Below are 26343 nucleotides of genomic sequence, written 5' to 3'. Positions count from 1 at the left end.
CGTTAATGTTCTTTATTTCCTTGATGGTTAACTAAAAATAGTTTCATGCGTTGATACACATTTTTATCAGTTTCTATGGTTAAAGCCTGCGCTAATTCACCATAAAGATCATGAGGCAATAATGTGTCAGACCATGTTGAAAGAACATTCAGCGCCATATTTCTATCACGCAATGTCGGACTACGTAATTGCCTTTTGATAAGTGACCAGCCGATACCGGGAAAACCACCAAGATCTTGCATAATATATTCAACGGCATGATGGGACTGATATTCAGAGTGAGTAGTTATTAATGGATCATCTGTGCTATCTAATGCTGTTAATTCAATTTGTTGTTCTGCAAGTTTAACTACTCTTTCTATTTTGTGAGAGGCATCCGTTTGCATTAATTGGTGCCACCAATCTGCATTGGGATTATCTTTTTGTAGTGAGAAGAGCAACTCCCAGATATCAAGGCGAAGAGATTTAGCAACAAGACTTGCTTGGTAATTTTTTGAGCGAGAAGGGTTTTGTAATGCTTCAATAATAAGTGTCGACCATTCTGGTTTTTGAATAATATTTTGCGAAGCAGAAATAATTTGTTGTTGGCAATGATCGTTCCAGCCGAGAGACTCAAGCAATAACCAATCTTCACCATTATTTTGCACAAAGTCAGTAATTTCACAGACACAATAAAGGAGCCTTAATTCTTTTGGAGGCAAAGTATCAACTTGTGAAATAAAAGCGTTGCATGCTTGGGCGCCCTCTACATAATCATAAATATCTTTTGCGGGACCGCCATTAAGCAGTGCACGTAAAAGATCGCTACAACCAAGCAATAGCTCATTATCTAAAGGGTACGTATTCAGCATTTCTAATAGTGTCCCTTTTGTAACACAGTCATAGGCGACATACTCTGTCATTACATTATTTTTATACCCTTCAGTCAGTAGCCAATAGCGATTATTAACAGACAGTGTTGAAGGCAAATGCTCGATAAACTGGATGCGTCCCCAGCCTTTAGTTCGTTGACCTAGGTGGTGTAAAAAAGGCTCAAACTCTTCACAAGAAAGGCGCTGTTTTAGCGAACGAATAGCATAAAGGGTAAATTCAGGATGCAGGGCAAACAATAAGAGTAAACGCTGAGAGGCACTATCATTAAACGATCCTAATAGCCCTAAAGCTATTTTGATAGGATTCTTATCAGGACTTAACTTTAAGATCCACAAGATCAATTGAAAATAGGTCTCATGATTAATCAGTGCGTCATCTTGTTCTATTTTATCTATCAAATGCGAAAGATAGGTAATAGGAGCGAACTTATCTTGGCAGGCGAGTGAATAAAAAGAAGCGACATGCTCTTTATCAGGTAAAAGAACGACATGCTTTATTGCATGATAGAGGGATAGCGCAAATTCTTCACATGCCTTTTGAGAAGGCTGTTGTTCAATTGCTCGACCTATTCGTTGGTGCAAAATAATACCTTCACGAGCGCCTGCCGACCAACTAAAAGGTATTGAATCATCATCAGGTTTTGTTTTTAAGTGAGCGTCTGATAATAGATTTAATTCATCAGGTAAAGGTGTATCACCTATTTCATAAGGTGCTAACAGCGAAAGAATTGAAGGAACAGAAGAAGGACAAACGTTAGGAAAGTCTATTGTGAGGTCGATAGACAGAGGTGACTTACTGAAAAGCTTATCGCGCCAATTAGTCATAATAAATCCTATTTGTTTTGCCGTCTTAGTATAACTTTAGCGGAAAATAGGGAAGCTGGATAAAAAAAGCCAGAAAATCCACTTATATCACCTAAAAGAAACTTATCCCAAACACACTTCCCCTCTTGAGATAGAAAAACAAATCAAAAAAAACTGGTCAATAAAATTAAAAAGCGTTACATTAACGCAATCTTTAATTGTTATATTATAACATTACAAATAAAGTGGGGTTTATTATGAAACTAGGTATTCATCCTCAATATAGAACAGTGATTTTCCATGACACCAGTGCAGATGCTTATTTTAAAGTGGGTTCAACCATCCAAACGGAAAAAACGATAGAGTATGAAGGGCAAACATACCCTTATGTGACATTAGATGTCTCCTCTCAATCACACCCATTTTATACCGGTAAGCAAAAGACACATTCTCAAGAAGGTAATGTGGCACGCTTTAATAAACGTTTTGGTCAATTTATTAAGTAAGGAAGAGACAATGCAGGTATTAAGTTCATTGAAAAGTGCAAAACAACGCCATCCAGATTGTAAAGTCGTGCGTCGTCGTGGTCGCCTTTACGTGATTTGTAAGTCAAACCCACGTTTTAAAGCTGTTCAGGGGTAAGATTATGCAAAAGCCAGTTCTTTCTTGTGTTTTTATTATGGGACTATTGGGTAGTGCAATGTCTGTTTTAGCACATGGCCACCATCATGAAAAAGTACAAACACAAGCTCAACGAGATGCCGCTAATGGGATTTTTGAGGACAAGGATGTTCTTGATCGCCAACTCAGTGATTGGGATGGTGTATGGCAATCTGTAGAGCCTTATCTTCTTAGTGGTGAGTTAGATGAGGTTTTACAAAAGAAAGCGGAAACAAAAAAAGATAAAACGGTTGAAGAGTACCGAACTTACTATACACAAGGCTATAAAACTGATGTGGATATGATTGGTATTGAAAACAATATCATCGAGTTCCATCGTGGAGAGAAAGTCGATAGCTGTGAATATCATTATGATGGTTATCGTATTCTACATTATGAGTCTGGTAAAAAAGGGGTACGCTATCTTTTCCGCTGCGATGATGTCAAAAGCCAAGCACCTAAGTTTATTCAATTTAGCGACCACATTATTGCACCAGAGAAAGCAGGGCACTTCCATTTATATATGGGCAATACATCGCAAGATGAGTTACTTAAAGAATTAACTAATTGGCCAACATATTATCCTTATTCAATGAAAGCAGATGATATTGTTCACGAAATGCTTTATCACTGATTTAAGTAAAATAAATAGAAAATAAAATAATAAAAATCTTTAGCAAAGGAATGCTAAGGATTTTTCATGAAGATTTAGCTTAAAAAATAAAGGAATATTAGTTAAATATCTCCTTTGATATAACATATTAAATATTTCCTTTCCCTTTTAATAAAAAACCAGAAAAAAGCAGTAGCATCCATGCTGACTTACTTTTAATGGGTTGGATTAAAGATTATTTATAATCCTTGGCAGAGATATTTCATCTCCATATAGTCTTCAATGCCGTGTTCAGAACCTTCACGACCTAAACCTGATTGTTTAATACCACCAAATGGCGCAACTTCATTGGAAATTAAACCGGTGTTAATCCCCACCATGCCGTATTCTAAATTTTCAGCAACACGCCAAATACGTTGTGGATTTTCACTATAAAAATATGCGGCTAAACCATAAATGGTGTTATTCGCTAAATGCACCACTTCATCTTCATTTTCAAAAATAACTAAAGGTGCAACAGGGCCAAATATTTCTTCTTCAAGGATGTGGCTATCAGCGGGAACATTGCCAACAACAGTAGGCTGGAAAAAGTTTTCACCTGCTTTATCACTTTCTCCACCACAAAGCAGTGTTGCACCGCGTTTTAGTGTATCAGCAAGCAATAATTGTGATTTTTCAACCGCTTTACAGTTAATAAGAGGCCCAATAGTGACACCTTCTTCAAAACCATTTCCCACTTTGAGCTTTTTAACGGCAGCAACAAAGCGTTCGCTAAATTGTTGATAAATATCTTTATGAATATAAAACCGGTTAGCGCAAACACAGGTTTGTCCTGCATTACGGAATTTAGCTCCGATTGCACCTTCAACTGCTTTATCAATATCGGCATCGTTAAACACGATAAATGGTGCATTGCCACCTAATTCCAAAGAGACTTTTTTTACGCTATCTGAACACTGGCGCATTAATAAACGTCCTACACCCGTAGAGCCGGTAAAACTTAATTTGCGAACGCGATTATCAGAGGTAAAGACTTCGCCAATTTTAATAGCATCACCAGTTACAATATTAATAACACCAGCGGGAATACCGGCTTGAGCTGCTAATTCTGCTAAAGCCAATGCGGTATAAGGTGTTTCATTGGCGGGTTTAATCACCATAGTACAACCTGCCGCTAATGCAGGAGCGGCTTTACGGGTGATCATAGCAGCAGGGAAGTTCCAAGGCGTAATAGCAGCGCAAACACCGATACCTTGTTTGATCACCATCAAACGTTTATCAGCAGAAGGTGAGGGAATAATTTCACCGTTGGTTCTCTTACCTTGTTCTGCAAACCACTCAATAAAAGAGGCTGCATAAGCAATTTCACCTTCAGCTTCAGCAACAGGTTTTCCTTGCTCAAATGTCATTAATTCAGCAAGTTTTCTTTTATTTTCAGTGATTAATCTAAACCAATTTTGCAATAATGCTCCGCGCTGATGTGCTGTAAGTGCACGCCATTTTGGTAAGGCTTTTTGTGCAGCATCAACTGCCATTATGGCTTCTTGTGTTGCCATATTGGGTACAGTGCCAAGTAAAATACCTGTGGCAGGATCGACAACATCAACAGTTTCGTTATTTTTAGCATTACACCAAAGACCATCAATATAGCCTTGTTCGCGGAAATAGGGATTTGTCGTTATCTTCACTTCATAACCTCTCTGAACACATATATATTGATATTTATAAGGCTAGGCAGTTTTGTGCCTGTTTATAATTATATGCCTGTGTTGCGATGTTGTGAAAATAAGTATGACAAATGCCAATAAAAAAGTGCCAAAAGACGATAAATAAGGTCAATTGCTTATGTTTTTAATGAATAATTCCCATTACTCAAGACTGAAGGTTTACGCTGTACCTTACCACTGTTATTCTTGGATCTAACTTTCATAAAAAACAGGTATTTTTCATGTCAAAACCATCATTTGATTCTATTGAATCACAGGCAAGTTACGGTATTGGTCTGCAAGTCGGTCAACAACTGACTGAATCAGGTCTTCAAGGATTAGAGCCCGCAGCACTGTTAGCTGGCTTGACCGATGCATTAGAAGGTAATGCTCCTTCTGTACCTGTTGAAACATTACACAATGCTTTACGTACTATGCACGAGCGTGCTGAAGCTGTTCGTCAAGAACGTCAAGCAGAGCTGGCCGATGCTGGCAAAATCTTCTTAGAAGAAAATGTGAAAAATGAAGGCGTTCAAGTTACAGAATCTGGCTTACAGTACAAAGTACTGACTGCGGGTGAAGGTGCAATTCCAGCGCGTACTGATCATGTTCGTGTTCACTACACTGGTCGTTTAATTGATGGCACTGTGTTTGATAGCTCAGTTCAGCGTGGTCAACCTGCTGAATTCCCAGTAAATGGCGTTATCGCAGGCTGGATTGAAGCATTAACATTAATGCCAGTAGGTTCAAAATGGGAATTATATATTCCTTACCAATTAGCTTATGGCGAACGTGGAGCAGGTGCGGCTATTCCTCCATTCGCAACATTAGTATTTGAAGTAGAATTATTAGAAATTTTATAATTTCTTATTCTGCGGTAAATCAGAGTAAAAAATAGCCGGTTTTGCCGGCTATTTTCGTCTCTGTACTAAAATAAAGAGACAGTAGGGTAATTAATTTTTATAAGAGAAGTTATCTGCTTATAGAAATAAGAGAGGTGCATTATGTTAGAACAAGTCAGCAAATTAGCTCGCCAAGCAGGTACGGCGATAATGCAAATCTATCAGCAATCAGAGCCTATCCAAGTACAGGAAAAAAGTGATAATTCACCTGTTACAGAGGCTGATTTGGCTGCTCACCAAGTTATCAAACAAGGACTTGCTTCTATTGCCCCAGATATACCTCAATTATCTGAAGAAGATCCCCCTGAATGGGACGTTCGTCGTCATTGGGATCGTTATTGGTTGATTGATCCTCTAGATGGAACTAAAGAATTTATCAGTAAGAATGGTGAGTTTACGGTAAATATCGCCTTAATTGAAAAGGGGATACCTGTTTTAGGGGTTGTCTATGCTCCTGTTCAAAATGTGTTATATGCAGCGGCAAATAAACAGGCATGGAAAGAAGTGTGTGGACAACGATTGCCTATTCATGCCAGTCGTGCGGAGCCGCCCATGATTGTGATTAGTCGTTCTCATCAAGATGATGAATTAAAAGAATACCTCTCACAACTTGGTGCACATCAAACCGTTGCTGTTGGTTCATCTTTGAAGTTTTGTTTAGTCGCTGAAGGTAAAGCACAGCTTTATCCTCGCTTTGGGCCTACACATACATGGGATACCGCGGCAGGTCATGCTATTGCGATTGCGGCGGGCGCACATGTCACGGATTGGAAAGGAGTCACGCTAGATTATTCCCCAAAAGAGTCGCTGATAAATCCAGGATTTAGAGTTTCTATCTTTTAGTGTCACTTTACAAAATCGGAGCCCTTTGTTTTATAAGGGCTCTGACACAGGAATTATTCTTTTATTAAATCGTTGATAAGATTGATTGCAGTCGTGATTTCTGCACCACTTAATACACCTTCTTTGACGAAACGAACTTTGCCTTGTTTATCTAAAACAACAATGACTGAACTCTCTTTTTCTAATCCCCAGCCTTTTAATGCTACACCATCAGCATCAACAATAAATTGTGACCAAGGAAATTCTTTTTTACTGTCTTCAACACTGCCACGAACGAATGGGCCTGTACCAAACACTGCATCATCAGTATTAATAATTGTTGTAGTTTGATAACTGCTATGTGGGAATTTAGCCAGTTTTACGGCTTCAATAAACGGCGCATTCATCTCCTTAGCTTTGCTACGTCCTGCTATATGCTGAACAGTACGTACTTTTCCACTGAGCAGACCACTATTCCAATTTTGGTAGCTAAACTTATCTTTGGTTGTGTCATAAAGTAGCTCACCTTTGTCATTGATTGTGACAGCTGGAAGAACTGTATTTTCAGTGATGTTATGTGCAAATGCCCATGTGGATGTGCTGAGTAAAAGAGCAGCTAAGGTTATTTTGTGCATAGCCATGATCCTATTATTGAAATCGACGTTAGATTCTATTTAAGCATAGAAGCTAATGAAGAATAATACCTCATCATTGATACATTTATTTAACATTGAGTGGGTAAAATAACGCACAGGCTATCTTTATTTATATTCTTTACTGTCAATAAATGTAAAAACAGATAAGAAAATCAAATAAGTTGAACCTAGTACTTATAATTAGGTCTTTAAATTTGATATACAAAGATAAGTCTTTATGACTTATTAAACTCAACAACGAGCATGGGAGACTAACTGAAAGATGAAAATCTTCAATCGCTATAACCCTGAAAAAATTGCTCTCTACGTTAAGACATTATTTCGTGGACGGTTTTACATCAAAGGAATGGGTGCATTTGAATTCGATTACGGTAAAATTTTATTACCTAAAATAAGAGATAAGCTACATTTTAATGTCATGAGTGAAGTGAACCAGCAGGTCGTTTTACTGAAAGCAGAAATGGGCTAACTTTTATCTGATAGATAACTGAGTCTTTCTCGTGAATATCTTCGATAAGACTCAGTTATTAATTTCAACTTGTTACTTGTTAACTTACCGTTTTATTCTCATCTGTCTTGATATCGACTTCTGTTGTTGTCTGTATAACAGGAACATGTTCTTGTAAAATCGGCTTAACAGGTGGAATATCATCAACTTTTGTTACAAGCAATTGATCTATTTTGTAATTATCAATATCGACAACTTCAAATTTGTATCCTGAAAACTTCACATAATCAGTGCGTTTTGGAATTTTACGTAAGCGATACATCATAAAACCTGCGATGGTTTCGTAGTTACTTGAATCTGGGAAATCGTCGATATCAAGTACACGCATTACATCATCAATTGGTGTACCACCTTCAACTAACCATGAGTGCTCATCACGACTCACAATTTGCTCTTCTTGCCCCGGTCCAATTAAATCGCCCATCAAAGTTGTCATCACATCATTTAGTGTAATAACACCCATCACCATAGCGTATTCATTAAGGATGATGGCAAAGTCTTCACCGGATGTTTTAAAGCTTTCCAACATATCTGAAAGCGTTAATGTATCAGGAATAATCAGAGCTTTACGGATATGAACACCTTCATTGAGATTTAAGCTTTGCCCGTTAATAACGCGATTAAGTAGCTCTTTAGAATCAACATAACCAATAATATGGTCGATATCACCTTCACAAACGAGAAACTTAGAGTGAGGTTGAGTGGCAATTTTTTCTTTGATATCGCTTTCAGTTTCTTCACGATCAAAATAGACCACATCTTCTCGAGGAGTCATTGCTGATGGTACGGTACGTGACTCTAATTCAAAAACATTCTCTATTAGCTCATGCTCTTGTTTACGTAAAACGCCAGCAACAGCACCGGCTTCTACGATGGCAAAAATATCATCAGAAGTAATATCTTCATTTCTTACCATTGGGATTTTAAATAATTTGAAGATGAGATCTGCCATACCATTAAATAACCAAACCAGAGGGCGGAAAAAGGCAAGGCAGAAACGCATTGGGTTCACAATTCTTAATGCGATAGCTTCAGGTTTTATCATACCAATACGTTTTGGCGTTAAGTCAGCCAATAAAATAAACATGGATGTGACAATAATAAAGGAACAAATAGATCCAAGCTGTTGCGCTAATGGCTCTTCAAAAAATTGGAGGTAAAAGCTTTTTAACGAAGGAGAGAATGCAGATTCACCGACAATACCTGCTAGGATAGCGACGGCATTTAATCCAATTTGCACAACGGTAAAAAACATGCCTGGCATTTCTTGCATTTTTAATACACGTGCGGCGTTAATATTGCCCTCATCAACAAGTTGTTTGAGTTTAATTCGACGAGAAGCAGCAAGAGAGATTTCAGACAGCGAAAAAAAGGCGCTGATAGCACAAAGCAAAAGCACAATGAGTAAACTATTAAGCATATAAGGCTCACACTACCCCAAGTATTTTATCCAAAGGGCAATACTAGAGTGTTAAAAATAGAAGATAAATCAATATATTGTGATGAATTTATTCACAAAGATAGATAAGAGGGCGTAATTATATCATCGCCCTGCTATTTTCTGCTAGTTTTACTTTTCAGGGGGATAGCAGATGCCTATTCCACCTAATCCACAGTAACCTTGTGGGTTTTTATGTAAATATTGCTGGTGGTAATCTTCAGCAAAATAGAAAGGACCCGTAGGTTGAATTTCAGTCGTGATTGCTTCAGTAGCACCTTGTGTATTCATCGCTTGTTGATAACGTTTTTTTGAATCAATAGCTTGAGCATATTGCTCTGTATTAACAGTGTAAATGGCAGAACGATATTGGCTGCCAATATCGTTACCTTGGCGCATACCTTGTGATGGATTGTGATTTTCCCAAAAAAGAGCCAAAAGTTGTGAATAGCTAATCACTGAGGGATCAAAAACAACTCTCACCACTTCACTATGGCCTGTTAAACCTTGGCAAACTTGTTGGTAGGTTGGATTTTCTGTTACACCACCGCTATAACCCGCACTTGTTGAATAAACGCCCTGTTGTTGCCAAAACAGACGTTCAACTCCCCAAAAACAGCCCATTGCAAAATAAGCAATGTCCATATTGGTTGGAATATCATTAATAGAATGCCCATTTACAGCATGATTAGCAGATATTTCTAATGGTGTTGAAGTGCCCCTTAAGGCATTCTCTGGTTGGTAAGCTTTATGTTGCAAGGTAGACTCCAATTTTTATATTCGTAAACGCTTTACTATGGTAAAGGCTTAATATTGTTATAAACTAAATCTACAATAAAGCTTAAAACAGTTTGTCGTCAATTCATCACATGGATTAAATAATATTGAGGAGAAAACGTGCCGAGATACTCCGTTATCTACGTTCTCTGTCTGTCTTTTATCGCGCCTGTTGCTTATGGGGCAAATTTGCGTTTAAAAGTAGAAGGTTTAGAAGGGCAGCTCGAAAAAAATGCGCGAGTCCAGCTATCAAACATTACAACAGAAGAAGTTGCACCTGACGGGCGTTTTCGTGCGCGTGTTGAAAAGGCAATTCAAGAAGGACTTCGCCCTTTAGGTTATTATCAGCCCAAAGTGACATTTTCTTATGAAGAAAATACACCGCCTGTACGATCTGTATTAACCGCTAAAGTTGAACCGGGTATTCCGATTTTACTTAAAGGCGTTGATGTAGTTCTTGAAGGTGGCGCTAAAACAGATAGTCAATATGCAAAAGTCATTAAAGAAAATACGCCTCCTCTCGATAGTGTTTTAAACCATGCAGATTACGAGAAACTCAAAGGTTCATTAACAGGGCTTGCAATTCGCCGTGGTTATTTTGATGCAGAAATGCAAAAAAGCCAGTTGGGTGTCTCTTTAGATAATCATGCTTCATATTGGGATTTTGTTTTCGATAGTGGAGAACGCTATCGTTTTGGAAAAGTGAGTTACACGGGCTCCCAAATCCGTGAAGACTATCTACAAAATATTGTTCCTTTTAAAGAGGGGCAATATTACGCCTCAGAAGATCTGGCTGAATTTAATCGCCGTTTAGCAGCAACAGGGTGGTTTAACTCTGCGGTTGTGACGCCCGATATTGCTAAAGCTCGCGCTGATGACACTCACCTGTTACCGATGAGTGCAGTTGTAACACCTCGCTCTCGCAACTATGTTGAGCTTGGTGGGGGTTATGCTACTGATGTGGGCCCTCGTCTTAATATGCAGTGGGATAAGCCTTGGATGAACTCACGAGGACACAGCTTAACCTCTAATATCAGTGTTTCTCAGCCTGAACAGTCTATTGGTGCCAACTATAAAATTCCTCTGAAGGTCAATCCATTAGAGCAATACTATGGAGTTCAGGGTGGTTTTAAACGTACCGATCTGAATGACACCCGCTCTGATACCACAACGCTAAATGTGTCTCGTAACTGGGATATGTCAACAGGTTGGCAATACAGCGTGAATACACGTTGGAGCCTCAGCCACTTTACCCAAGGTGAAGTTACGAATACCACTATGTTGCTTTATCCGGGGGTTACAGCAAGTCGAGTTCGCCAACGAGGCGGTATGATGCCTTCTTGGGGGGATAGCCAACGTTATACATTAGACTACTCCAATAAAATATGGGGCTCTGATGTTGAGTTTGCCGCATTTCAAGCGCAACACGTTTGGATACGTACACCATGGGATGGACACCGTTTTGTGGTAAGAGGTAACTTTGGTTGGATTGAAACCAACGCGTTTGAGCAAGTACCGCCTGAATTACGTTTCTTTGCTGGTGGTGATAGAAGTGTTCGAGGCTTTAAATACCAAAGTATTTCACCAGAAGATAGTAAAGGTAATTTAACGGGGGCATCAAGAATGCTTGTGGGATCGTTAGAATATCAATATAACATCACGGGTAACTGGTGGAGTGCTGTCTTTATTGATAGTGGTGAAGCAGTTAATGATTTTACGCGCAGTGATTTTAAAACAGGTGCGGGTGCAGGTGTTCGTTGGGCATCACCAGTTGGTCCAATTAAATTTGATTTAGCTTTACCTGTGAGTGACGTTGATAAACGTAGACTCCAGTTTTATATCGGGTTAGGAGCAGAGTTATGATAAAAAAGTGGTTGAAATGGATTGCGCTAACACTCCTTATCATTATTTTGCTTACATTCGGTGCTGTCGCTTGGGTTTTGGGAACACAATCGGGTTTGCATTTCGCTATTAATAGCGCAGCTCGTTGGGTTCCTGGCTTAGTTATCAAAGATGTTAGTGGTGGCTGGCAAGATCTGCGTTTAACGGGTGTTGGATATCAAATGCCTGGAGTTGACGTGAACGTGGGTGAATTATCATTAGGATTACGTTTAGCGTGCCTGACGGATAAACAAGTTTGTGTCGATACATTAGGCACACGAGATGTTGTTGTTAATGTTGATACTCGCGCTTTCCCTCCTTCTGAAGAAACACCTCCATCAGAGCCTCTAACAGAGCTTAATGCGCCATTACCTATCTATTTAAATTCACTTTCATTAGAAAATACACATGTGAAGATTGACGATATGGCAATCTCGCTAGGCGAATTTAAAACGGGTGCGCAGTGGGAAGGTCGCCAAGTTACATTAAATCCAACACTTATTAATGATTTGCTGGTGGCATTACCAAAGACACCAGAAGAAGGGAGTGTTGAAGCAACGGCTCAAAATGTAAAAGAAATCGCAACTACAAAATCTCAAACTGAGCCCACAACACAAGAAGAAAAAGAACAGGCATTAGCTGAGACAATTAAAGCGATTTTCGCTAAACCATTATTAGCCGAATTACCTGAAATTATTATTCCTGTTGATATTAATATTGAAGGAATTGAAGGTAAGCAATTACAGGTTAGTGGTGATGCACCTGTTACGATTAACCAATTATTGTTTGAAGCAAAGACTCAAGGTAAGCAGGTTAATCTCACTAAATTAAATATTGATGCACCAGAAGGTGAAGTAAGTTTAAATGGGGGAATTACCCTAGATAAACAATGGCCTGTTAATTTAGATGTGAATGCGACTATCCGTGATGTTGCAGGGCTTGAAGATTTTAAAGATCAAAAAGCGACGCTTTCTTTACAAGGCGCATTACTTGAAGAGCTTAAATTAGCACTTTCTTTAACAGGAACAGTTACAGCAACTTTGGATGCTCAAGCTGAACTGGCAAAACCACACCTTCCATTAAAACTGACACTTGAAAGCCAAAAAGTTCGTTGGCCATTAACAGGCGATATACAGTATCAACTTAACGATACTCGATTACGCTTAAATGGTCAGACAGATAACTATGATCTCTCATTACGTTCTGATATTGAAGGTCAGGAGATCCCTCCAGCCAAATTAATGCTGGATGCAAAAGGAAATGAAGAGAAAATAGAGCTGACGCGTTTACGTTTAGCCGCTTTGCAAGGTCATGCTGATATCACAGGTGTTGCTGATTGGAGTAAGGCAATTAGCTGGAATGCATTGCTCACTATTTCAGGAATTAATACGGCAAAACAGTACCCTGATATGCCGGCGAAATTAGATGGACGTATTGCCACAACAGGTAGTCTATATGGCGGTAGTTGGCAATTACGTGTGCCCGAAATTACCTTAGATGGCAATATCAAAAACAATCTTATCAAAGCGAGAGGTAATGCTTATGGTAATGATTCTGGCCAATGGAATATTCCTCAGTTAAAACTGATCCTGGGTAAAAATAACCTCGATATTGAAGGGCATTTAGGTGATAAATGGGCATTAGATGCCAATATCAACGCTCCGGGATTAAATGGTTTAGTACCTGGGTTAGCGGGTGTTATTAAAGGTAAAGTTAATGTTCGAGGTGATATTAATACACCTAAGATTATTGCTGATATCAACGCTCACGGCATTAAATGGCAAGATCAAATCGGTGTCGAATCCATCACTATCAAAGGTGATGTTCAAGCGGATAAAGAAATTGGTGGCAAACTCGCTATTACTGCTCGTCAGTTAAAGCAAGCTGATTTAGTTATTCGCAATTTAACATTGGATGCTGCTGGTACAGAAAAACAGCATAAACTGACGCTAAAAATGGATGGTGAGCCTGTTTCTGGTGGACTGACATTAGCGGGTTCATTCGATAAAGAGAAACAGCAATGGAAAGGAACGCTAAATAATACGGCATTTGATACCCCAGTGGGTGAATGGCGTTTAAATAAAGCCATGGCGTTGAATTTGTTGGTAGAAAAGCAAGAAGTCACCATTGGCTCTCACTGTTGGGTAAACCCAAATGCACAAGTTTGTGTTCCTAAAGCGATAACGGTGGGTGAAAGCGGATCTGCGGCAATTACATTGGCGCGTTTTGATCTTGCTATGATCAAACCTTTCTTACCACCAGAGACTTCTGTTCGAGGCGTATTTACTGGCGATGCCACAGCAACATGGAACTCAAAAGGTGGATTACCGAAAGCATCGGTAAATCTAAAAGGGCAAGGTGTTGCAGTAAAACAGAATATTGAAGGCACTATTTTACCGATTGATTTTGATGCTATCTCCTTAAATGCAGGCGTTAACAACGGCAAAGCAACATTACAATGGCTGATTAGTATTGCGGGAAATGGTGATATTAAAGGGAATGTGCATGTTGCAGATCTCGAGAAAAAGCGCCAGCTATCAGGTACGGTGGATATTGATAATCTGACATTAGATTTAATCAAACCGTTCTTAGGTAAAGGTGAAATAGCTGAGGGTCGTGTTGGTGCGCAATTACGTTTAGGCGGAAATGCACAATCGCCACTGCTATTTGGTCAATTTGGTATCAATCAATTAAAAGTGGTTGGGCACTGGATCCCGTTTGATATTACAAAAGGGAATGTTGATGTTCAATTTAATGGTGCGACGTCTGATTTAAGCGGTCGAATCGAAACTCCAGAAGGTTACTTAAATCTTACTGGTAACGCCGATTGGCGTAAATTAGATGCATGGCATGCAGTAATAGCAGCAAATGGCAATAAGCTACGTGTTGCATTGCCTCCGATGGTACGTATTGATGTTAATCCTGATTTAGTGTTTGAGGCTCGCCCTAATTTACTAAAACTAGATGGACGCATTGATATTCCTTGGGCACGCATTGTTGTTCAAGACTTACCTGAGTCAGCAGTATCCGCTTCTTCTGACGAAGTGATGCTGGATAAAAACTTGCAGCCGATTGCACAAAAAGAGACATCGATTCCAATTCAAAGTAATTTAGCCATTAATATTGGCGATGATGTGACACTGGACGCATTTGGGCTTAAAGCTAGATTGACGGGAGCGCTCAAAGTCAATCAGAATAAACAAGGACTAGGTTTAAACGGTCAGATAGATATTCCAAAAGGCGAATTCAAAGCTTATGGGCAAGACCTGCAAGTTCGTAAGGGACAAATCTTGTTCTCAGGGCCAGTTGATCAACCTTACTTAAATATTGAAGCTATTCGTAATCCTGAAAATACGGCAAATAATGTGATTGCTGGTGTTAGGGTGACAGGGCTTGCAGATAAACCTAAAGTTGAAATTTTCTCTGAGCCCGCTTTTACACAGCAAGAAGCGTTATCCTACTTGCTAAGAGGTGAAGGGTTAGATAAAAGTGGTGATGCGGATTCATCACAAATGACGGCAATGCTGATAGGATTAGGCGTTGGTCAAAGTGGTCAGCTTGTAGGACGTATTGGTGAAACCTTTGGTGTTTCTGATTTAGCGCTTGATACACAAGGTGTGGGGGATAACTCACAAGTTGTGGTCAGCGGTAAGATCACAAACGATCTACAAGTGAAGTATGGAGTGGGTATATTTGATTCGCTAGCGACGTTAACCTTACGTTATCGCTTGATGCCCAGGTTGTATTTACAAGCAGTGTCTGGTATGAATCAGGCAATAGATCTGCTTTATCAATTTGAGTTTTAAATTATATGCGAATTATTGTTTATGGTAGTTTACGGCAAAACCAAGGTAACCATCACTGGATGACCTATGCACAGCTTTTAGGTGAGCATAAGTTAGTGGGATATAAACTCTATGATTTAGGGTTTTATCCTGCAGTTATCGAAGGTGAAGGCGAAATAGAATGCGAAGTCTATCGAATAACGCCTTCTATCTTGACAGAGCTTGATGAATTGAAAAAGAACGATCAGGATTACAAGCGCCAACTGATTTCAACGCCTTATGGCAGTGCTTGGATCTACCTTTATCAAAAGCCTGTTGATGGTTTACGTGAAATAAAATGTGGTGACTGGCTAAAACGTCACGAAGAAGAGTAATCAGTAGCATCCTACTTTTGCTCCATGTCATATAAAAACGGCTCGATAGAAATATTGAGCCGTTTTTATATGAGAAATAACTAAATGCTTATTTTTCACAAATATAAGAGAGGCGCGCTTCTTTATATAAATTAAGTCGCATTCGTCTCGCTTTATCTATTTCATTTTCAGCCAATAATGGCCTAATTTTTTTCTGATAAACTTGAATACTCGTTTCACCTGTATGGTGTTGATATCCCACTTCATGGCTACGCCATTTTTTATTAATAATTACTTCTTGAATATAAAAAGGATCTGAATTGTTTCGGATTTCATTGTCTAATTTGAGCCGTAATTCTTTTTTTATTTGTTGATAATCAGGATGGTGACTGAGGTTTTGGGTTTCACCTCGATCATTAACCATATCGTAGAGTTCTTCTTCTTCATCTTCTTTATAAATAATATATTTAAAGTTTTCTGTTCTTAACATTCTAGCTGGTTGAACATCGACATTTCGGTCAGTATTCCAGTGGCAAATGACACTATTTCTCCATTCTTTCACTGTCTTTCCGGTTAATAACGGGTACAGAGAGCGACCATAAATATTTTTAGGGTAATCAATTCCGATATACTCACAGAGAGTAGGTAATAAATCACAAAGGGATGTTAATTCATGTTTTAAAGCGCCAGATTGAATACCCGGCCCTGAAAATGCAAAAGGCACATTTGTCGATTCTTCATAAAACCAATTCATTTTAGCAACTAATCGGTGTGCTCCCATTGCATCACCATGGTCAGAGAAGAAGACAACAAGTGTATCTTCCCAATACCCACTCTTTTTTAATGCATTGATAACTTGTCCTATATAGCTATCTACCAATTCAGTAAAATAGTAATAGGCTTTGAGATATTGCTGGAAATTTTTCTCACTCCATTTCCCTGATTGCATAACTCTGTTATGTGTACAGCAAGCGTATTGAATAGCTTTAGGTCTATTTTTAAGATCATCAGCAGTGTCAAAGTTATCAAGTAAAGGTGGCAATTGTCCGATATTTTCGATGTCACCATGCTCACCCGCAAAATTTCCTGTCCATCCATTTATATTGTGTGGATTATTAAATTCAACGGCTAATAAAAATGGCTTTTTTTCCTCTCTTTTGGGGAGTGAATTGATATATTTCAGGCTTTCTTCTAAACAATACACATCTTCTTTCGTATCATAATCAACAGGAAAGGCAGGGTGAGCATTAAATTCTTTTTCTATTTGAGGCGCACAATCAAATCCTTCTAATGAGCCATAATCATGCCGTTTTCCAAAATGTTTACACTCATATCCCACTTGTGAAAACAACGTTCCTAATGTGGACATTGTTTCTGGTATGTTTGGGCTGTCATTGGAAATAATGCCTGTCTGGTGTGGTAATTTTCCAGTCCAAAAACAAGCCCTTGAAGGTGCACATAAGGGGTAAGCACAATACGCATTATGGAAACTTGTTCCTGTATTTAAAATCGAGTCGATAACGGGAGTTTTTACCTCTTTGTTGCCATAAGCAGAGATACCTCGCTTTGCTAATTGGTCTGCGGTAATAATTAAAATATTCTTAGGGTTTTTAGGTGTATTTAATGGGGTTATATACTCTTTTGTTGATGAGGATAATGCAGATAGTGGTGAAACCAGTGATAATCCTGTCGCACCCACGGCAGCACCCTTTAACAAATCTCGACGTGTTATAGACATTTTAACCTCTCTTATTCATTAGATATGGCAGTAACATAGATTAAAAAATCTTCAATTTCTTTTGAATTGATCACACGAAATCAATCGAATGTGCGCTCGAAAGTATACGAAAGTTAATATTTGTGATTTAAAGAGGATAATTTATCTATGATGAACAAAAGAGAACATAAGAAGTGAGAACAAGTAGGGAAGAAAGTGGATTTTAATTTATTAAATTTAAAGGCACACTTTTTAACTGAAAATAGGGGGTTAAAAGATGAAGAAATAAAAGGCAAATAAACCTAATACTAGGGTGTTATTTGCCTTGTAATATCTTGATTTACTCAAGGATTATTTTTTAGCGCGTTCGAAAGAAGACAGAATTTCAGCTTTAGCGGCTTCTACGCCTTCCCAACCGTCAACTTTAACCCATTTGCCAGCTTCTAAATCTTTGTAGTGTTCAAAGAAATGTTTGATCTGTGCTTTTAACAGTTCTGGCAGATCGTTCACATCTTTAATGTGATCGTATTCTTTGCTCAGTTTAGTGTGTGGCACTGCAACCAGTTTCGCATCTTCACCTGATTCGTCAGTCATTTTCAGTACGCCAACAGGACGGCAACGGATAACTGAACCTGGTTGTAATGGATATGGAGTTGGAACCAGAACGTCTACTGGGTCACCATCTAAAGATAACGTGTTGTTGATGTAACCGTAGTTGCATGGGTAGAACATTGCAGTTGACATAAAACGGTCAACAAACAGTGCGCCACTTTCTTTATCAACTTCGTATTTGATAGGATCAGCATTTGCTGGGATTTCAATAACAACATAGATATCTTCTGGTAGTTCTTTACCAGCAGGAACATGATTCAGGCTCATAAAAAATTTCCTATAAAAAAATTAATTTTACGTGGCCTGTAGTATAGCGAAAAGTTTTTAACAATACCCGTTTTTTGCCGAACATGTTGCGTTCTGACGTAAAAATAAGCAGTAAATAAAAGGAAGCGCTATTTTCAAAGATGAAAAAACCGGACGAATAAGAAGTCCGGTTTATCTATGTTAGTGCCAAACGAATGGATTATTCTTCGTCTGGATATTGCGCCATAAAGCTTTCAGCTTGTTCAACCATCGATTTAGTGCCTACGAAGAAAGGCATACGTTGGTGAAGTTCTTTTGGTTCGATATCTAGAATACGCTCTTTACCATTACTTGCTTTACCGCCAGCTTGTTCGGCTAAGAACGCCATTGGATTGCATTCATAGAGTAAACGTAATTTACCAGTAGGGTGGCTTGCAGTACTTGGATAAATATAAATCCCCCCCTTCAGTAAGTTGCGGTGAAAATCAGCAACTAAAGAACCAATATAACGTGTGGTATAAGGGCGATTTGTTGCTGCGTCTTGTTCTTGGCAATACTTAATGTATTTTTTTACGCCTAATGGGAATTTGATGTAGTTACCTTCATTGATTGAGTACATATTTCCTGTTGGCGGGAAATGTACGCTTTCATGAGATAAACAGAATACACCTAAAGATGGATCGTAAGTAAAGGCATGAACACCACAACCTGTTGTATAAACCAACATGGTTGATGAGCCATAAACGACATAGCCTGCAGCTACTTGACGATGACCTGGTTGTAAGAAGTCATCTAAAGTGACAGATTGACCAATTGGCGTAATACGGTGGTAAATAGAGAAAATTGTTCCGACGGAAACGTTTACATCAATATTCGACGAACCGTCTAAAGGATCCATTAGTACAACATACTTAGCATTTTCAGCGCGATCACCTTCAAAGATAACAATATCATCTTCTTCTTCTGATCCGATACCCGCAACTTCACCACGCGCTTTTAATGCAGCTTTTAGTTTCTCATTCGCGTAAAGATCCAGTTTCATCTGGGCTTCACCTTGAACATTAGAAACACCGTTAGTACCAAGAATATCGACTAACCCTGCTTTGTTAATATCACGGTGGATAATTTTAGCCCCAAGCTTAATTGCTGAAAGTAATGCAGTAAGTTCACCAGTTGCATGGGGAAAATCTTGTTGTTTCTCGACGATAAATTCGCCTAATGTTTTCATGACGCAGGTCCTGAATGTGAGTGGGTAAAGTAAAAAAGGAGGAAAAATCTCCTTGGTGGTGGCAAGTTTAGCCAAAGAATCGGATGATTCAAAGGTTAATCCGTTTCTTATCTGCTTTTTGATCGTTAGAATAGTGACCAACTTCATGCTATTGGACAGAAATTCATGCACATTCATATTCTTGGTATTTGTGGCACCTTTATGGGAAGTCTTGCCATTCTCGCTAGAGCAAAGGGACATAAAGTCACAGGCTCAGACGCTAATGTCTATCCACCCATGAGTACTTTATTAGAAAATCAGGGAATTGAACTGATTGAGGGATATGACCCAAAACAATTAGAACCTGCCCCTGACATGGTGATTATTGGTAATGCGATGACACGAGGAAATCCTTGTGTTGAAGCTGTACTTGAAAAAGGTTTGCCTTATACCTCAGGCCCTCAGTGGCTACATGATTATATTTTACCTGAACGTTGGGTGTTAGCTGTTGCAGGAACTCATGGTAAGACAACAACAGCGGGTATGCTGGCTTGGGTTTTAGAAGACTGTGGTTATAAACCGGGATTTTTAATCGGCGGTGTACCGGGTAATTTCCAAGTATCTGCACAGTTAGGCGAAAGCCCCTTCTTTGTGATTGAAGCAGATGAATATGACAGTGCTTTCTTTGATAAGCGCTCTAAATTTGTTCATTATTCTCCACGCACATTGATTTTAAATAATCTTGAATTTGATCACGCTGATATTTTTGATGATTTAGCGGCAATTCAAAAACAATTCCATCATTTAGTTCGTATCGTCCCAGGTACCGGAAAAATCATCATGCCTGATAACGATATGAATTTAAAACAGACCATTGGAATGGGATGTTGGAGTGAACAAGAATTCACTGGTGAAACTGGAGATTGGCAAGCTAAAAAACTCAGTAATGACAGTAGCCATTTTGAGGTGTTCCACAAAGGTGAGCGAGTCGGAGAGGTGTGTTGGGGACTTTCTGGTGAACACAACATGCAAAATGGCTTAATGGCGATTGTTGCAGCGCACCACGTTGGTGTTTTACCTGCGGATGCTTGTGAAGCATTAGATAAGTTTATTAATGCGCGTCGTCGCTTAGAGTTACGTGGTGAAGTTAATCAAGTCCGTGTTTATGATGACTTTGCTCATCATCCCACAGCGATTTTGGCAACGCTTGAAGCGTTACGCAGTAAAGTCGGTGGAACGGCTCGTATTATTGCAGTCCTAGAGCCTCGTTCAAATACCATGAAAATGGGGATTAGCAAGGATGATATCGCACCTGCATTAGGTCGCGCTGATGAAGTTTTTTTATTCCAGCCACCTAATATTCAATGGCTAGTAAGTGATATTGCAGAGCATTGTGTGCAACCGGCACGCTGGAGTACAGATCTGGATACATTAGTCGATATGATTGCGAAAGAAGCTCAAGCGGGCGATCATATTTTGATTATGAGCAATGGTGGTTTTGGGGGTATTCATGAGAAACTGCTCGCAAAATTAGCACAGCCTAAAGATTCTGATAGTCAGTATTAAAAATAAATAAGCCACTGAAATTCAGTGGCTTATTTTTTGAAGTTGCAGAAAGGCTAATTATAATTCTTGATCAAAAAGATTCAGAATAGCGTCTCGTAATTCTTCTGTAGAAAATCCTGGTGCTGGTGTTGAAAAAATAGTGTCATCACCCGCAATACTGCCAAGGATACCTTCTGCTTTGCCTAATGAGTCTAATAAACGTGCAATAAGTTGTGCCGCACCTGGACTCGTTCTTATCACCACAACAGAATGGTTATGATCGATATCGAGTACCAGATTTTTTAATGGGCTGCTTGCTGTTGGTACGCCAAGCTCAGTAGGAAGGCAATAGACCATTTCCATTTTGGCGTTACGGGTTCTTACTGCACCAAATTTTGTTAGCATACGAGAGATTTTGGACTGATTAATATTATCAAATCCAGCCTCTTGTAATGCAGTCACAATCTCGCCTTGTGAACTGAATTTTTCTTCTTTCAGCAGGGCTTTAAACGCTTTAACCAAGTCTTCTTGCTTAGAAGGAACGCGCATAGTTCACCTTTAGTGAGTTATCAATAACCTGTGTATTATGCAGAGAAGTGAATTTTTATGCAACATAAGACGAAGAAAGGCGAGTGATAGCCACCTCAAAATTGTAAAGTAGAATGTACTGCAAAAAAAATTTATTTACAGCGCGTGAATGTGATAATTTAAAGAAAGTAAAATATTTGTTAAATAAATGATAAGCTTAAATGATTATCACAAGGATGATGGTGTACTTAACACTTTGCTATATTTATTGAAATTATTTATCAAAAGGGTGTCCACTATCTCATTAACAGATAAGCAATTTGTTTAGAATAACCAAAGTATTATTTTTCACTGAAAATGCCTTATTATGCAATATTGCTGTTAAATAATTGTTTTTTTAAAGGTGAATTGCGTAATAGTGAGTATCTCGAAGGCGTTCCACTATCTCGTAAACTAAGGAGTATCAGAATGAAAGTAGCAGTTCTCGGTGCAGCAGGTGGTATTGGTCAGGCACTGGCACTTCTTCTTAAAAATCAGCTTCCAGCTGGTAGTGAACTCTCTTTATATGATATCGCTCCCGTCACACCGGGTGTCGCAGCTGACTTAAGCCATATCCCGACTCAAGTTATTGTAAAAGGTTTTGCGGGTGAAGATCCTTCTCCTGCGCTAAAAGGCGCTGATGTTGTTCTGATTTCTGCGGGCGTTGCTCGTAAACCAGGCATGGATCGTTCAGATCTTTTCAATGTTAACGCAGGTATCGTGCGTAATTTAATTGAAAAGGTTGCACAAAATTGCCCGAAAGCACTTATCGGTATCATTACTAACCCAGTGAATACAACCGTCGCTATCGCAGCAGAAGTGCTTAAGAAAGCAGGCGTTTACGATAAAAAACGTCTTTTCGGTATTACCACACTCGACATTATTCGCGCCAATACCTTTGTTGCAGAGCTAAAAGGTAAAGATCCACAAAAAACCAACGTTCCAGTGATTGGTGGACACTCTGGTGTGACTATTCTTCCTCTATTATCTCAAGTTGACGGCGTTTCATTTACTGATGACGAAGTTGCAGCACTGACTAAACGCATTCAAAACGCAGGTACTGAGGTTGTTGAAGCAAAAGCAGGTGGTGGATCAGCAACATTATCTATGGGCCAAGCTGCCGCTCGTTTTGGTCTTTCATTAATTCGCGCTCTAAATGGCGAGAAAAATGTTATTGAATGCACCTATACAGAAGGCGACGGAGAATATGCCCGTTTCTTTGCCCAACCTATTCTTTTAGGTAAAAACGGTGTAGAGGAATATTTATCTATTGGTAAATTAAGTGATTTTGAAAAGCAATCTCTTAATGGCATGTTAGATGTATTGAAAAAAGATATAATTCTTGGTGAAGAATTTATTAATAAATAAAGAAATACTTTTTTTGCTATAAAAATAATGCAAATTTAAATAAAAACCGCTGATACTATATCAGCGGTTTTTTTTATTAATTATAATATCTGTAATTATTAGTTAATTATTAGTTTTGGTACGAATCTTTCGTTCAAGTAATTCTCCTGTTTCAGGATGAAAATAACGGCTAGGCCAAATTTCACTAGGAGCTACACCAAGATAATCAGCAATGATTTTCTCTCCTTTAGGCCAAGGGCGTGACAGCGCATTAGCCAGTGTTGAAGAGCTTAACCCTGCTTGGCGAGAGATGGCAGCAAGTGTTGTTCCTCGTTTTCTAAGTGCGGCAATAATATCGGCAGGATGCCAATCAGATTTCCTTGAAATCATTTTTAATCCTTTTTCTATAAAATTGATTGCTGTGTTAGTGGTATAAATAACAGTTTATTAGAAATGTCCTAAAGCATTTAAACTGATTATTTAGAAAATAAAATAACATTATTTTTCTAAAAAGATTTCTGATTTTTTTCTTAATAATTTCTTTTTTGAAGTTGATAACAATTTTAGAGAAACATAATGAAAAAAGAGTGGTATACGGCAAAGGAATTGACGGGTATAGGTGGATTACCTAAATCACCACAAGGTGTAAATTCGAAAGCGAGACGAGAGTCTTGGCAAAAACAAAATGTAAAAAATAAGCAAGGTAGTGGTGTTGAATATCATTATTCTTGTTTACCAGAAAAAACTTTAATTGCTCTAGAACTTTATGAGCCATTAGCACATTACAAACTAAATAAAAAAGAGGAGCCACTCGTTATCTGGGTGAAAGCATTCCAACAACTAAATGATGGTGAACAAAAAACATTAACAGAGCTGATATTGCGGGATGGTATTAGAAGTTTTTTAGAAAAAGTCGTCAATGATTAAGCGATTTTAAAGAATCTATTATTGCGTTATCCGCAACAGATATCTATCTGACTAACCTCTTAGTTGAATGTGAGATGAGATCATGAAAAAAGAATGGTATACAGCGAAAGAATTAGTGGGGCTTGCGGGGTTACCTAACTCACCGCAGGGAGTTAACTTGATGGCGCGTCGTGAAGGATGGGAAAACCGTCGTAAACGTGGCGTGCAGGGAAAAGCTGTCGAGTATTCCGTAAAAAGTCTACCTGATGAGGTGATTAGTGTGCTTGCTGCACATGAACCTCCGGCTGAGTATTTATCAAAACGTCAGGATGCCTTTTTGATTTGGGTTGAAGCTTATTATCAACTGACAAAATCGGAACGAGAAAAGATTGTGAAATTCGTACTACGTGAAGGGCTGGCAAAGCTCATTAGCTATATTGATGCGGATAATCAGGATGCTATCGAACGAGAAAACGAAGAAGTGCTCAATAAATTAAAAAGCCCACCAGAATCGACGTAATCGCTCTAGCGGGCTTCTTTACATAACTACGAGGGTTTATACATCAAAGTTATGATTGACGTTGTACAGCGACGTGAGCAAGCCCAATAAGCGCATCTTTATATGGTGAGTCAGGTATAATTGATAAAGCTTCAATCGCTTTGTCTGCTTCTTCTTCTGCTTTTTGACGGGTATATTCCAAAGAGCCACACTGTTTCATAGTATTTAAAACAGTATCCAATAAATGGCGGCCATTACCTTGTTCAATGGCTTGGCGAATTAATTGGGATTCTTCTTCATTGCCATTATGCATAGCATGAAGTAATGGCAACGTTGGTTTACCTTCATCAAGGTCATCACCAGTGTTTTTACCCAGCTGGTTGTTATCTGCATCATAATCAAGCAAATCGTCAATGAGCTGGAAAGCAGTCCCAAGATAACGACCATAATCTTGGAATGCTTTTTCTTGCTCAGGTGTCGCACCAGAAAGAATGGCTGATGCATGAGAAGCCGCTTCAAACAGACGAGCTGTTTTGCTGTAAATAACTTGCATATAGTCATCTTCAGAAATGTCAGGATCGTTACAATTCATTAATTGTAAAACTTCACCTTCAGCGATCACATTGGTGGCGCTAGACATTAATTTTAATACACGCATTGAATCAAGATCCGTCATCATCTGGAAGGATCGTGTATAAATAAAGTCGCCAACAAGGACGCTGGCTGCATTTCCGAAGACAGCATTTGCCGTTTGTTTTCCTCTGCGCATATCAGATTCATCAACAACATCATCATGTAACAACGTTGCAGTATGAATAAACTCGATAAGCGCTGCGACCGAGATATGTTTGTCACCTTGATAGTCCAATGCTCGTCCAGTGAGCACTGCGATCATTGGTCGGATCCTTTTACCACCACCACTAATGATGTAGTAACCAAGTTGGTTTATCAAAGAAACATCTGAATTAAGCTGGTAAAGGATTGCCTCATTTACCGCAGCCATATCAGCGGATGTTAGTTTTATAATAGATTCTAAATTCATGTTTTTTCGACTTTGGCTCGCCAATGAGCGCGTTATTATTAATAAAAAATGATCATGCCATAGATTTTACTCTCTTATAATTTAGATTGTACTTTAAAAATGGCTGAAATAAATATCGTGTAAAAAACTCTTTTTTTTAACGCTAGTTTGCGATCTGTACTTGTCATCGGCACTAAATTTGCGTAGAATTCGCGCCCTATGTGAATATTTTAATTGTGCACTCAAATTATACATATTGGGAGTGTGCGGAAAGCGGAGTTTATATGTACGCGGTTTTCCAAAGTGGTGGTAAACAACACCGAGTCAGCGAAGGTCAAACTATTCGTTTAGAGAAGCTGGAAGTAGCTACTGGCGAAACAATCGAGTTTGATACTGTAATGATGGTCGCTAATGGCGATGACATTCAAATTGGCGCTCCAATCCTTGCGGGCGTTAAAGTTAAAGCGGAAGTGGTTGCTCACGGTCGCGGCGATAAAGTTAAGATTGTTAAGTTCCGTCGTCGTAAACACAGCCGTAAACAACAGGGCCACCGTCAGTGGTTTACTGATGTTAAAATCACTGGTATCGCTTAAGGTTTAGGAGAGTAGTTCAATGGCACATAAAAAGGCTGGCGGCTCGACTCGTAACGGTCGTGATTCCGAAGCAAAACGTCTGGGTGTTAAACGTTTCGGTGGTGAAGCTGTATTAGCAGGTAGCATCATCGTTCGTCAACGTGGTACTAAGTTCCATGCAGGTACTAACGTTGGTTGTGGTCGTGACCACACCCTGTTTGCATTAGCTGACGGAAAAATTAAGTTCGAAGTTAAAGGTCCAAACAACCGTAAATTTATCAGCATCGAAGCTGAATAATTACTGGTCCTTTAAGCACCGAGTCAAAA

The 26343-nt window shown here is 38.9% G+C and carries 26 protein-coding genes; 15 read left to right on the top strand and 11 right to left on the bottom strand.

Annotation, left to right across the window (positions count from 1 at the left end; all coding sequences use genetic code 11):
• Positions 1-2: 2 nt before the first annotated feature.
• Entirely contained in the window at positions 3-1697 is a 1695-nt protein-coding gene (locus tag C0T34_RS11795; RefSeq protein WP_109850205.1) for a hypothetical protein, read from the bottom strand.
• 236 nt (positions 1698-1933) lie between these two features.
• Here C0T34_RS11795 and C0T34_RS11790 point away from each other — a divergent pair, with 236 nt between their 5' ends.
• Genes C0T34_RS11790 through zinT form a run of 3 tightly spaced genes read left to right on the top strand, consistent with a single transcriptional unit; the run spans position 1934 to position 2970 of the window.
• Positions 1934-2182 (top strand): type B 50S ribosomal protein L31, encoded by a 249-nt coding sequence (locus C0T34_RS11790; protein WP_023583603.1) that lies wholly within the window; start codon positions 1934-1936, stop codon positions 2180-2182.
• Positions 2183-2192: 10 nt separating this feature from the next.
• Positions 2193-2318 carry a type B 50S ribosomal protein L36 gene (ykgO, locus tag C0T34_RS11785; RefSeq protein WP_006535739.1) on the top strand — a complete coding sequence of 42 codons (126 nt, stop codon included), beginning with the start codon at positions 2193-2195 and terminating at the stop codon, positions 2316-2318.
• A gap of 4 nt (positions 2319-2322) precedes the next feature.
• Positions 2323-2970: a metal-binding protein ZinT gene (gene zinT, locus C0T34_RS11780; RefSeq protein ID WP_098941368.1), complete on the top strand. Its 648-nt coding sequence runs from the start codon at positions 2323-2325 to the stop codon at positions 2968-2970.
• Positions 2971-3188: 218 nt separating this feature from the next.
• On the opposite strand, the gene C0T34_RS11775 is transcribed toward zinT, so the two are convergent.
• The gene (locus tag C0T34_RS11775) at positions 3189-4637 is read right to left on the bottom strand and encodes an NAD-dependent succinate-semialdehyde dehydrogenase (protein WP_109850204.1); all 1449 of its coding nucleotides are present in this window, start codon (positions 4635-4637) and stop codon (positions 3189-3191) included.
• Between the two features lie 260 nt (positions 4638-4897).
• Here C0T34_RS11775 and C0T34_RS11770 point away from each other — a divergent pair, with 260 nt between their 5' ends.
• Entirely contained in the window at positions 4898-5518 is a 621-nt protein-coding gene (locus C0T34_RS11770) for a peptidylprolyl isomerase (protein WP_036939421.1), read from the top strand.
• Between the two features lie 141 nt (positions 5519-5659).
• Positions 5660-6400, top strand: coding sequence for a 3'(2'),5'-bisphosphate nucleotidase CysQ (gene cysQ / locus C0T34_RS11765; RefSeq protein WP_098941366.1), 741 nt, complete (start codon positions 5660-5662; stop codon positions 6398-6400).
• A 53-nt stretch (positions 6401-6453) separates the two neighbouring features.
• Here the strand turns inward: cysQ and C0T34_RS11760 are convergent, their stop codons facing one another.
• A complete protein-coding gene (locus tag C0T34_RS11760) occupies positions 6454-7014 on the bottom strand; it encodes a YtfJ family protein (protein ID WP_075672802.1) in 561 nt (186 codons plus the stop codon).
• A 283-nt stretch (positions 7015-7297) separates the two neighbouring features.
• Here C0T34_RS11760 and C0T34_RS11755 point away from each other — a divergent pair, with 283 nt between their 5' ends.
• Positions 7298-7504 carry a DUF1107 domain-containing protein gene (locus tag C0T34_RS11755; RefSeq protein WP_006535730.1) on the top strand — a complete coding sequence of 69 codons (207 nt, stop codon included), beginning with the start codon at positions 7298-7300 and terminating at the stop codon, positions 7502-7504.
• 79 nt (positions 7505-7583) lie between these two features.
• Here the strand turns inward: C0T34_RS11755 and C0T34_RS11750 are convergent, their stop codons facing one another.
• Both C0T34_RS11750 and msrA read right to left on the bottom strand, forming a co-directional pair.
• Entirely contained in the window at positions 7584-8963 is a 1380-nt protein-coding gene (locus C0T34_RS11750) for a hemolysin family protein (protein WP_075672803.1), read from the bottom strand.
• Positions 8964-9113: 150 nt separating this feature from the next.
• Complete coding sequence (msrA, locus tag C0T34_RS11745; protein ID WP_192940904.1) at positions 9114-9740, bottom strand: peptide-methionine (S)-S-oxide reductase MsrA; 627 nt, start codon at positions 9738-9740, stop codon at positions 9114-9116.
• 138 nt (positions 9741-9878) lie between these two features.
• Between msrA and C0T34_RS11740 the strand changes: the two genes are divergently transcribed.
• The 3 genes from C0T34_RS11740 to C0T34_RS11730 are packed head-to-tail and all read left to right on the top strand — an operon-like array spanning position 9879 to position 15798.
• Positions 9879-11621, top strand: coding sequence for an autotransporter assembly complex family protein (locus C0T34_RS11740; RefSeq protein WP_098941364.1), 1743 nt, complete (start codon positions 9879-9881; stop codon positions 11619-11621).
• Positions 11618-15445 (top strand): translocation/assembly module TamB domain-containing protein, encoded by a 3828-nt coding sequence (locus C0T34_RS11735; protein WP_275425777.1) that lies wholly within the window; start codon positions 11618-11620, stop codon positions 15443-15445. The genes C0T34_RS11740 and C0T34_RS11735 overlap by 4 nt, the downstream gene beginning before the upstream one ends.
• A gap of 5 nt (positions 15446-15450) precedes the next feature.
• A complete protein-coding gene (locus C0T34_RS11730) occupies positions 15451-15798 on the top strand; it encodes a gamma-glutamylcyclotransferase (RefSeq protein ID WP_023583593.1) in 348 nt (115 codons plus the stop codon).
• Positions 15799-15886: 88 nt separating this feature from the next.
• Here the strand turns inward: C0T34_RS11730 and C0T34_RS11725 are convergent, their stop codons facing one another.
• The 3 genes from C0T34_RS11725 to fbp all read right to left on the bottom strand — a co-directional run bounded on the left by C0T34_RS11725 (position 15887) and on the right by fbp (position 19580).
• Positions 15887-17515: a sulfatase-like hydrolase/transferase gene (locus C0T34_RS11725; protein ID WP_099660274.1), complete on the bottom strand. Its 1629-nt coding sequence runs from the start codon at positions 17513-17515 to the stop codon at positions 15887-15889.
• 330 nt (positions 17516-17845) lie between these two features.
• Complete coding sequence (ppa, locus tag C0T34_RS11720) at positions 17846-18373, bottom strand: inorganic diphosphatase (RefSeq protein ID WP_098941362.1); 528 nt, start codon at positions 18371-18373, stop codon at positions 17846-17848.
• Between the two features lie 199 nt (positions 18374-18572).
• The gene (gene fbp, locus C0T34_RS11715) at positions 18573-19580 is read right to left on the bottom strand and encodes a class 1 fructose-bisphosphatase (RefSeq protein WP_023583589.1); all 1008 of its coding nucleotides are present in this window, start codon (positions 19578-19580) and stop codon (positions 18573-18575) included.
• A 165-nt stretch (positions 19581-19745) separates the two neighbouring features.
• Between fbp and mpl the strand changes: the two genes are divergently transcribed.
• The gene (gene mpl, locus C0T34_RS11710; protein WP_075672809.1) at positions 19746-21125 is read left to right on the top strand and encodes a UDP-N-acetylmuramate:L-alanyl-gamma-D-glutamyl-meso-diaminopimelate ligase; all 1380 of its coding nucleotides are present in this window, start codon (positions 19746-19748) and stop codon (positions 21123-21125) included.
• Positions 21126-21182: 57 nt separating this feature from the next.
• Here the strand turns inward: mpl and argR are convergent, their stop codons facing one another.
• Positions 21183-21653, bottom strand: a complete 471-nt coding sequence (argR, locus tag C0T34_RS11705) for a transcriptional regulator ArgR (RefSeq protein ID WP_006535714.1) — start codon at positions 21651-21653, stop codon at positions 21183-21185.
• 447 nt (positions 21654-22100) lie between these two features.
• Between argR and mdh the strand changes: the two genes are divergently transcribed.
• Positions 22101-23039 carry a malate dehydrogenase gene (gene mdh, locus C0T34_RS11700; protein ID WP_075672810.1) on the top strand — a complete coding sequence of 313 codons (939 nt, stop codon included), beginning with the start codon at positions 22101-22103 and terminating at the stop codon, positions 23037-23039.
• Positions 23040-23141: 102 nt separating this feature from the next.
• Here the strand turns inward: mdh and C0T34_RS11695 are convergent, their stop codons facing one another.
• Positions 23142-23408 carry a helix-turn-helix transcriptional regulator gene (locus C0T34_RS11695; RefSeq protein WP_075672811.1) on the bottom strand — a complete coding sequence of 89 codons (267 nt, stop codon included), beginning with the start codon at positions 23406-23408 and terminating at the stop codon, positions 23142-23144.
• Between the two features lie 186 nt (positions 23409-23594).
• Here C0T34_RS11695 and C0T34_RS11690 point away from each other — a divergent pair, with 186 nt between their 5' ends.
• Both C0T34_RS11690 and C0T34_RS11685 read left to right on the top strand, forming a co-directional pair.
• Complete coding sequence (locus C0T34_RS11690) at positions 23595-23945, top strand: DNA-binding protein (protein WP_098941361.1); 351 nt, start codon at positions 23595-23597, stop codon at positions 23943-23945.
• A gap of 82 nt (positions 23946-24027) precedes the next feature.
• On the top strand, positions 24028-24444 hold the full coding sequence (locus tag C0T34_RS11685; RefSeq protein ID WP_023583583.1) for a DNA-binding protein: 417 nt from the start codon (positions 24028-24030) through the stop codon (positions 24442-24444).
• A gap of 49 nt (positions 24445-24493) precedes the next feature.
• Here C0T34_RS11685 and ispB read toward each other — a convergent pair whose 3' ends face one another.
• Positions 24494-25465, bottom strand: coding sequence for an octaprenyl diphosphate synthase (gene ispB / locus C0T34_RS11680; protein WP_075672813.1), 972 nt, complete (start codon positions 25463-25465; stop codon positions 24494-24496).
• Positions 25466-25728: 263 nt separating this feature from the next.
• On the opposite strand from ispB, the gene rplU reads away from it, so the two are divergent.
• Positions 25729-26037, top strand: a complete 309-nt coding sequence (gene rplU, locus C0T34_RS11675) for a 50S ribosomal protein L21 (protein ID WP_006535707.1) — start codon at positions 25729-25731, stop codon at positions 26035-26037.
• Positions 26038-26056: 19 nt separating this feature from the next.
• Complete coding sequence (rpmA, locus tag C0T34_RS11670; protein ID WP_006535706.1) at positions 26057-26314, top strand: 50S ribosomal protein L27; 258 nt, start codon at positions 26057-26059, stop codon at positions 26312-26314.
• The last annotated feature ends 29 nt before the right edge of the window (positions 26315-26343 follow it).

Origin of the sequence: Proteus sp. CA142267 (genome assembly GCF_003336825.1) — a bacterium.
Lineage (GTDB): Bacteria > Pseudomonadota > Gammaproteobacteria > Enterobacterales > Enterobacteriaceae > Proteus > Proteus terrae.
This window is presented reverse-complemented; position numbering and strand designations above follow the sequence as displayed.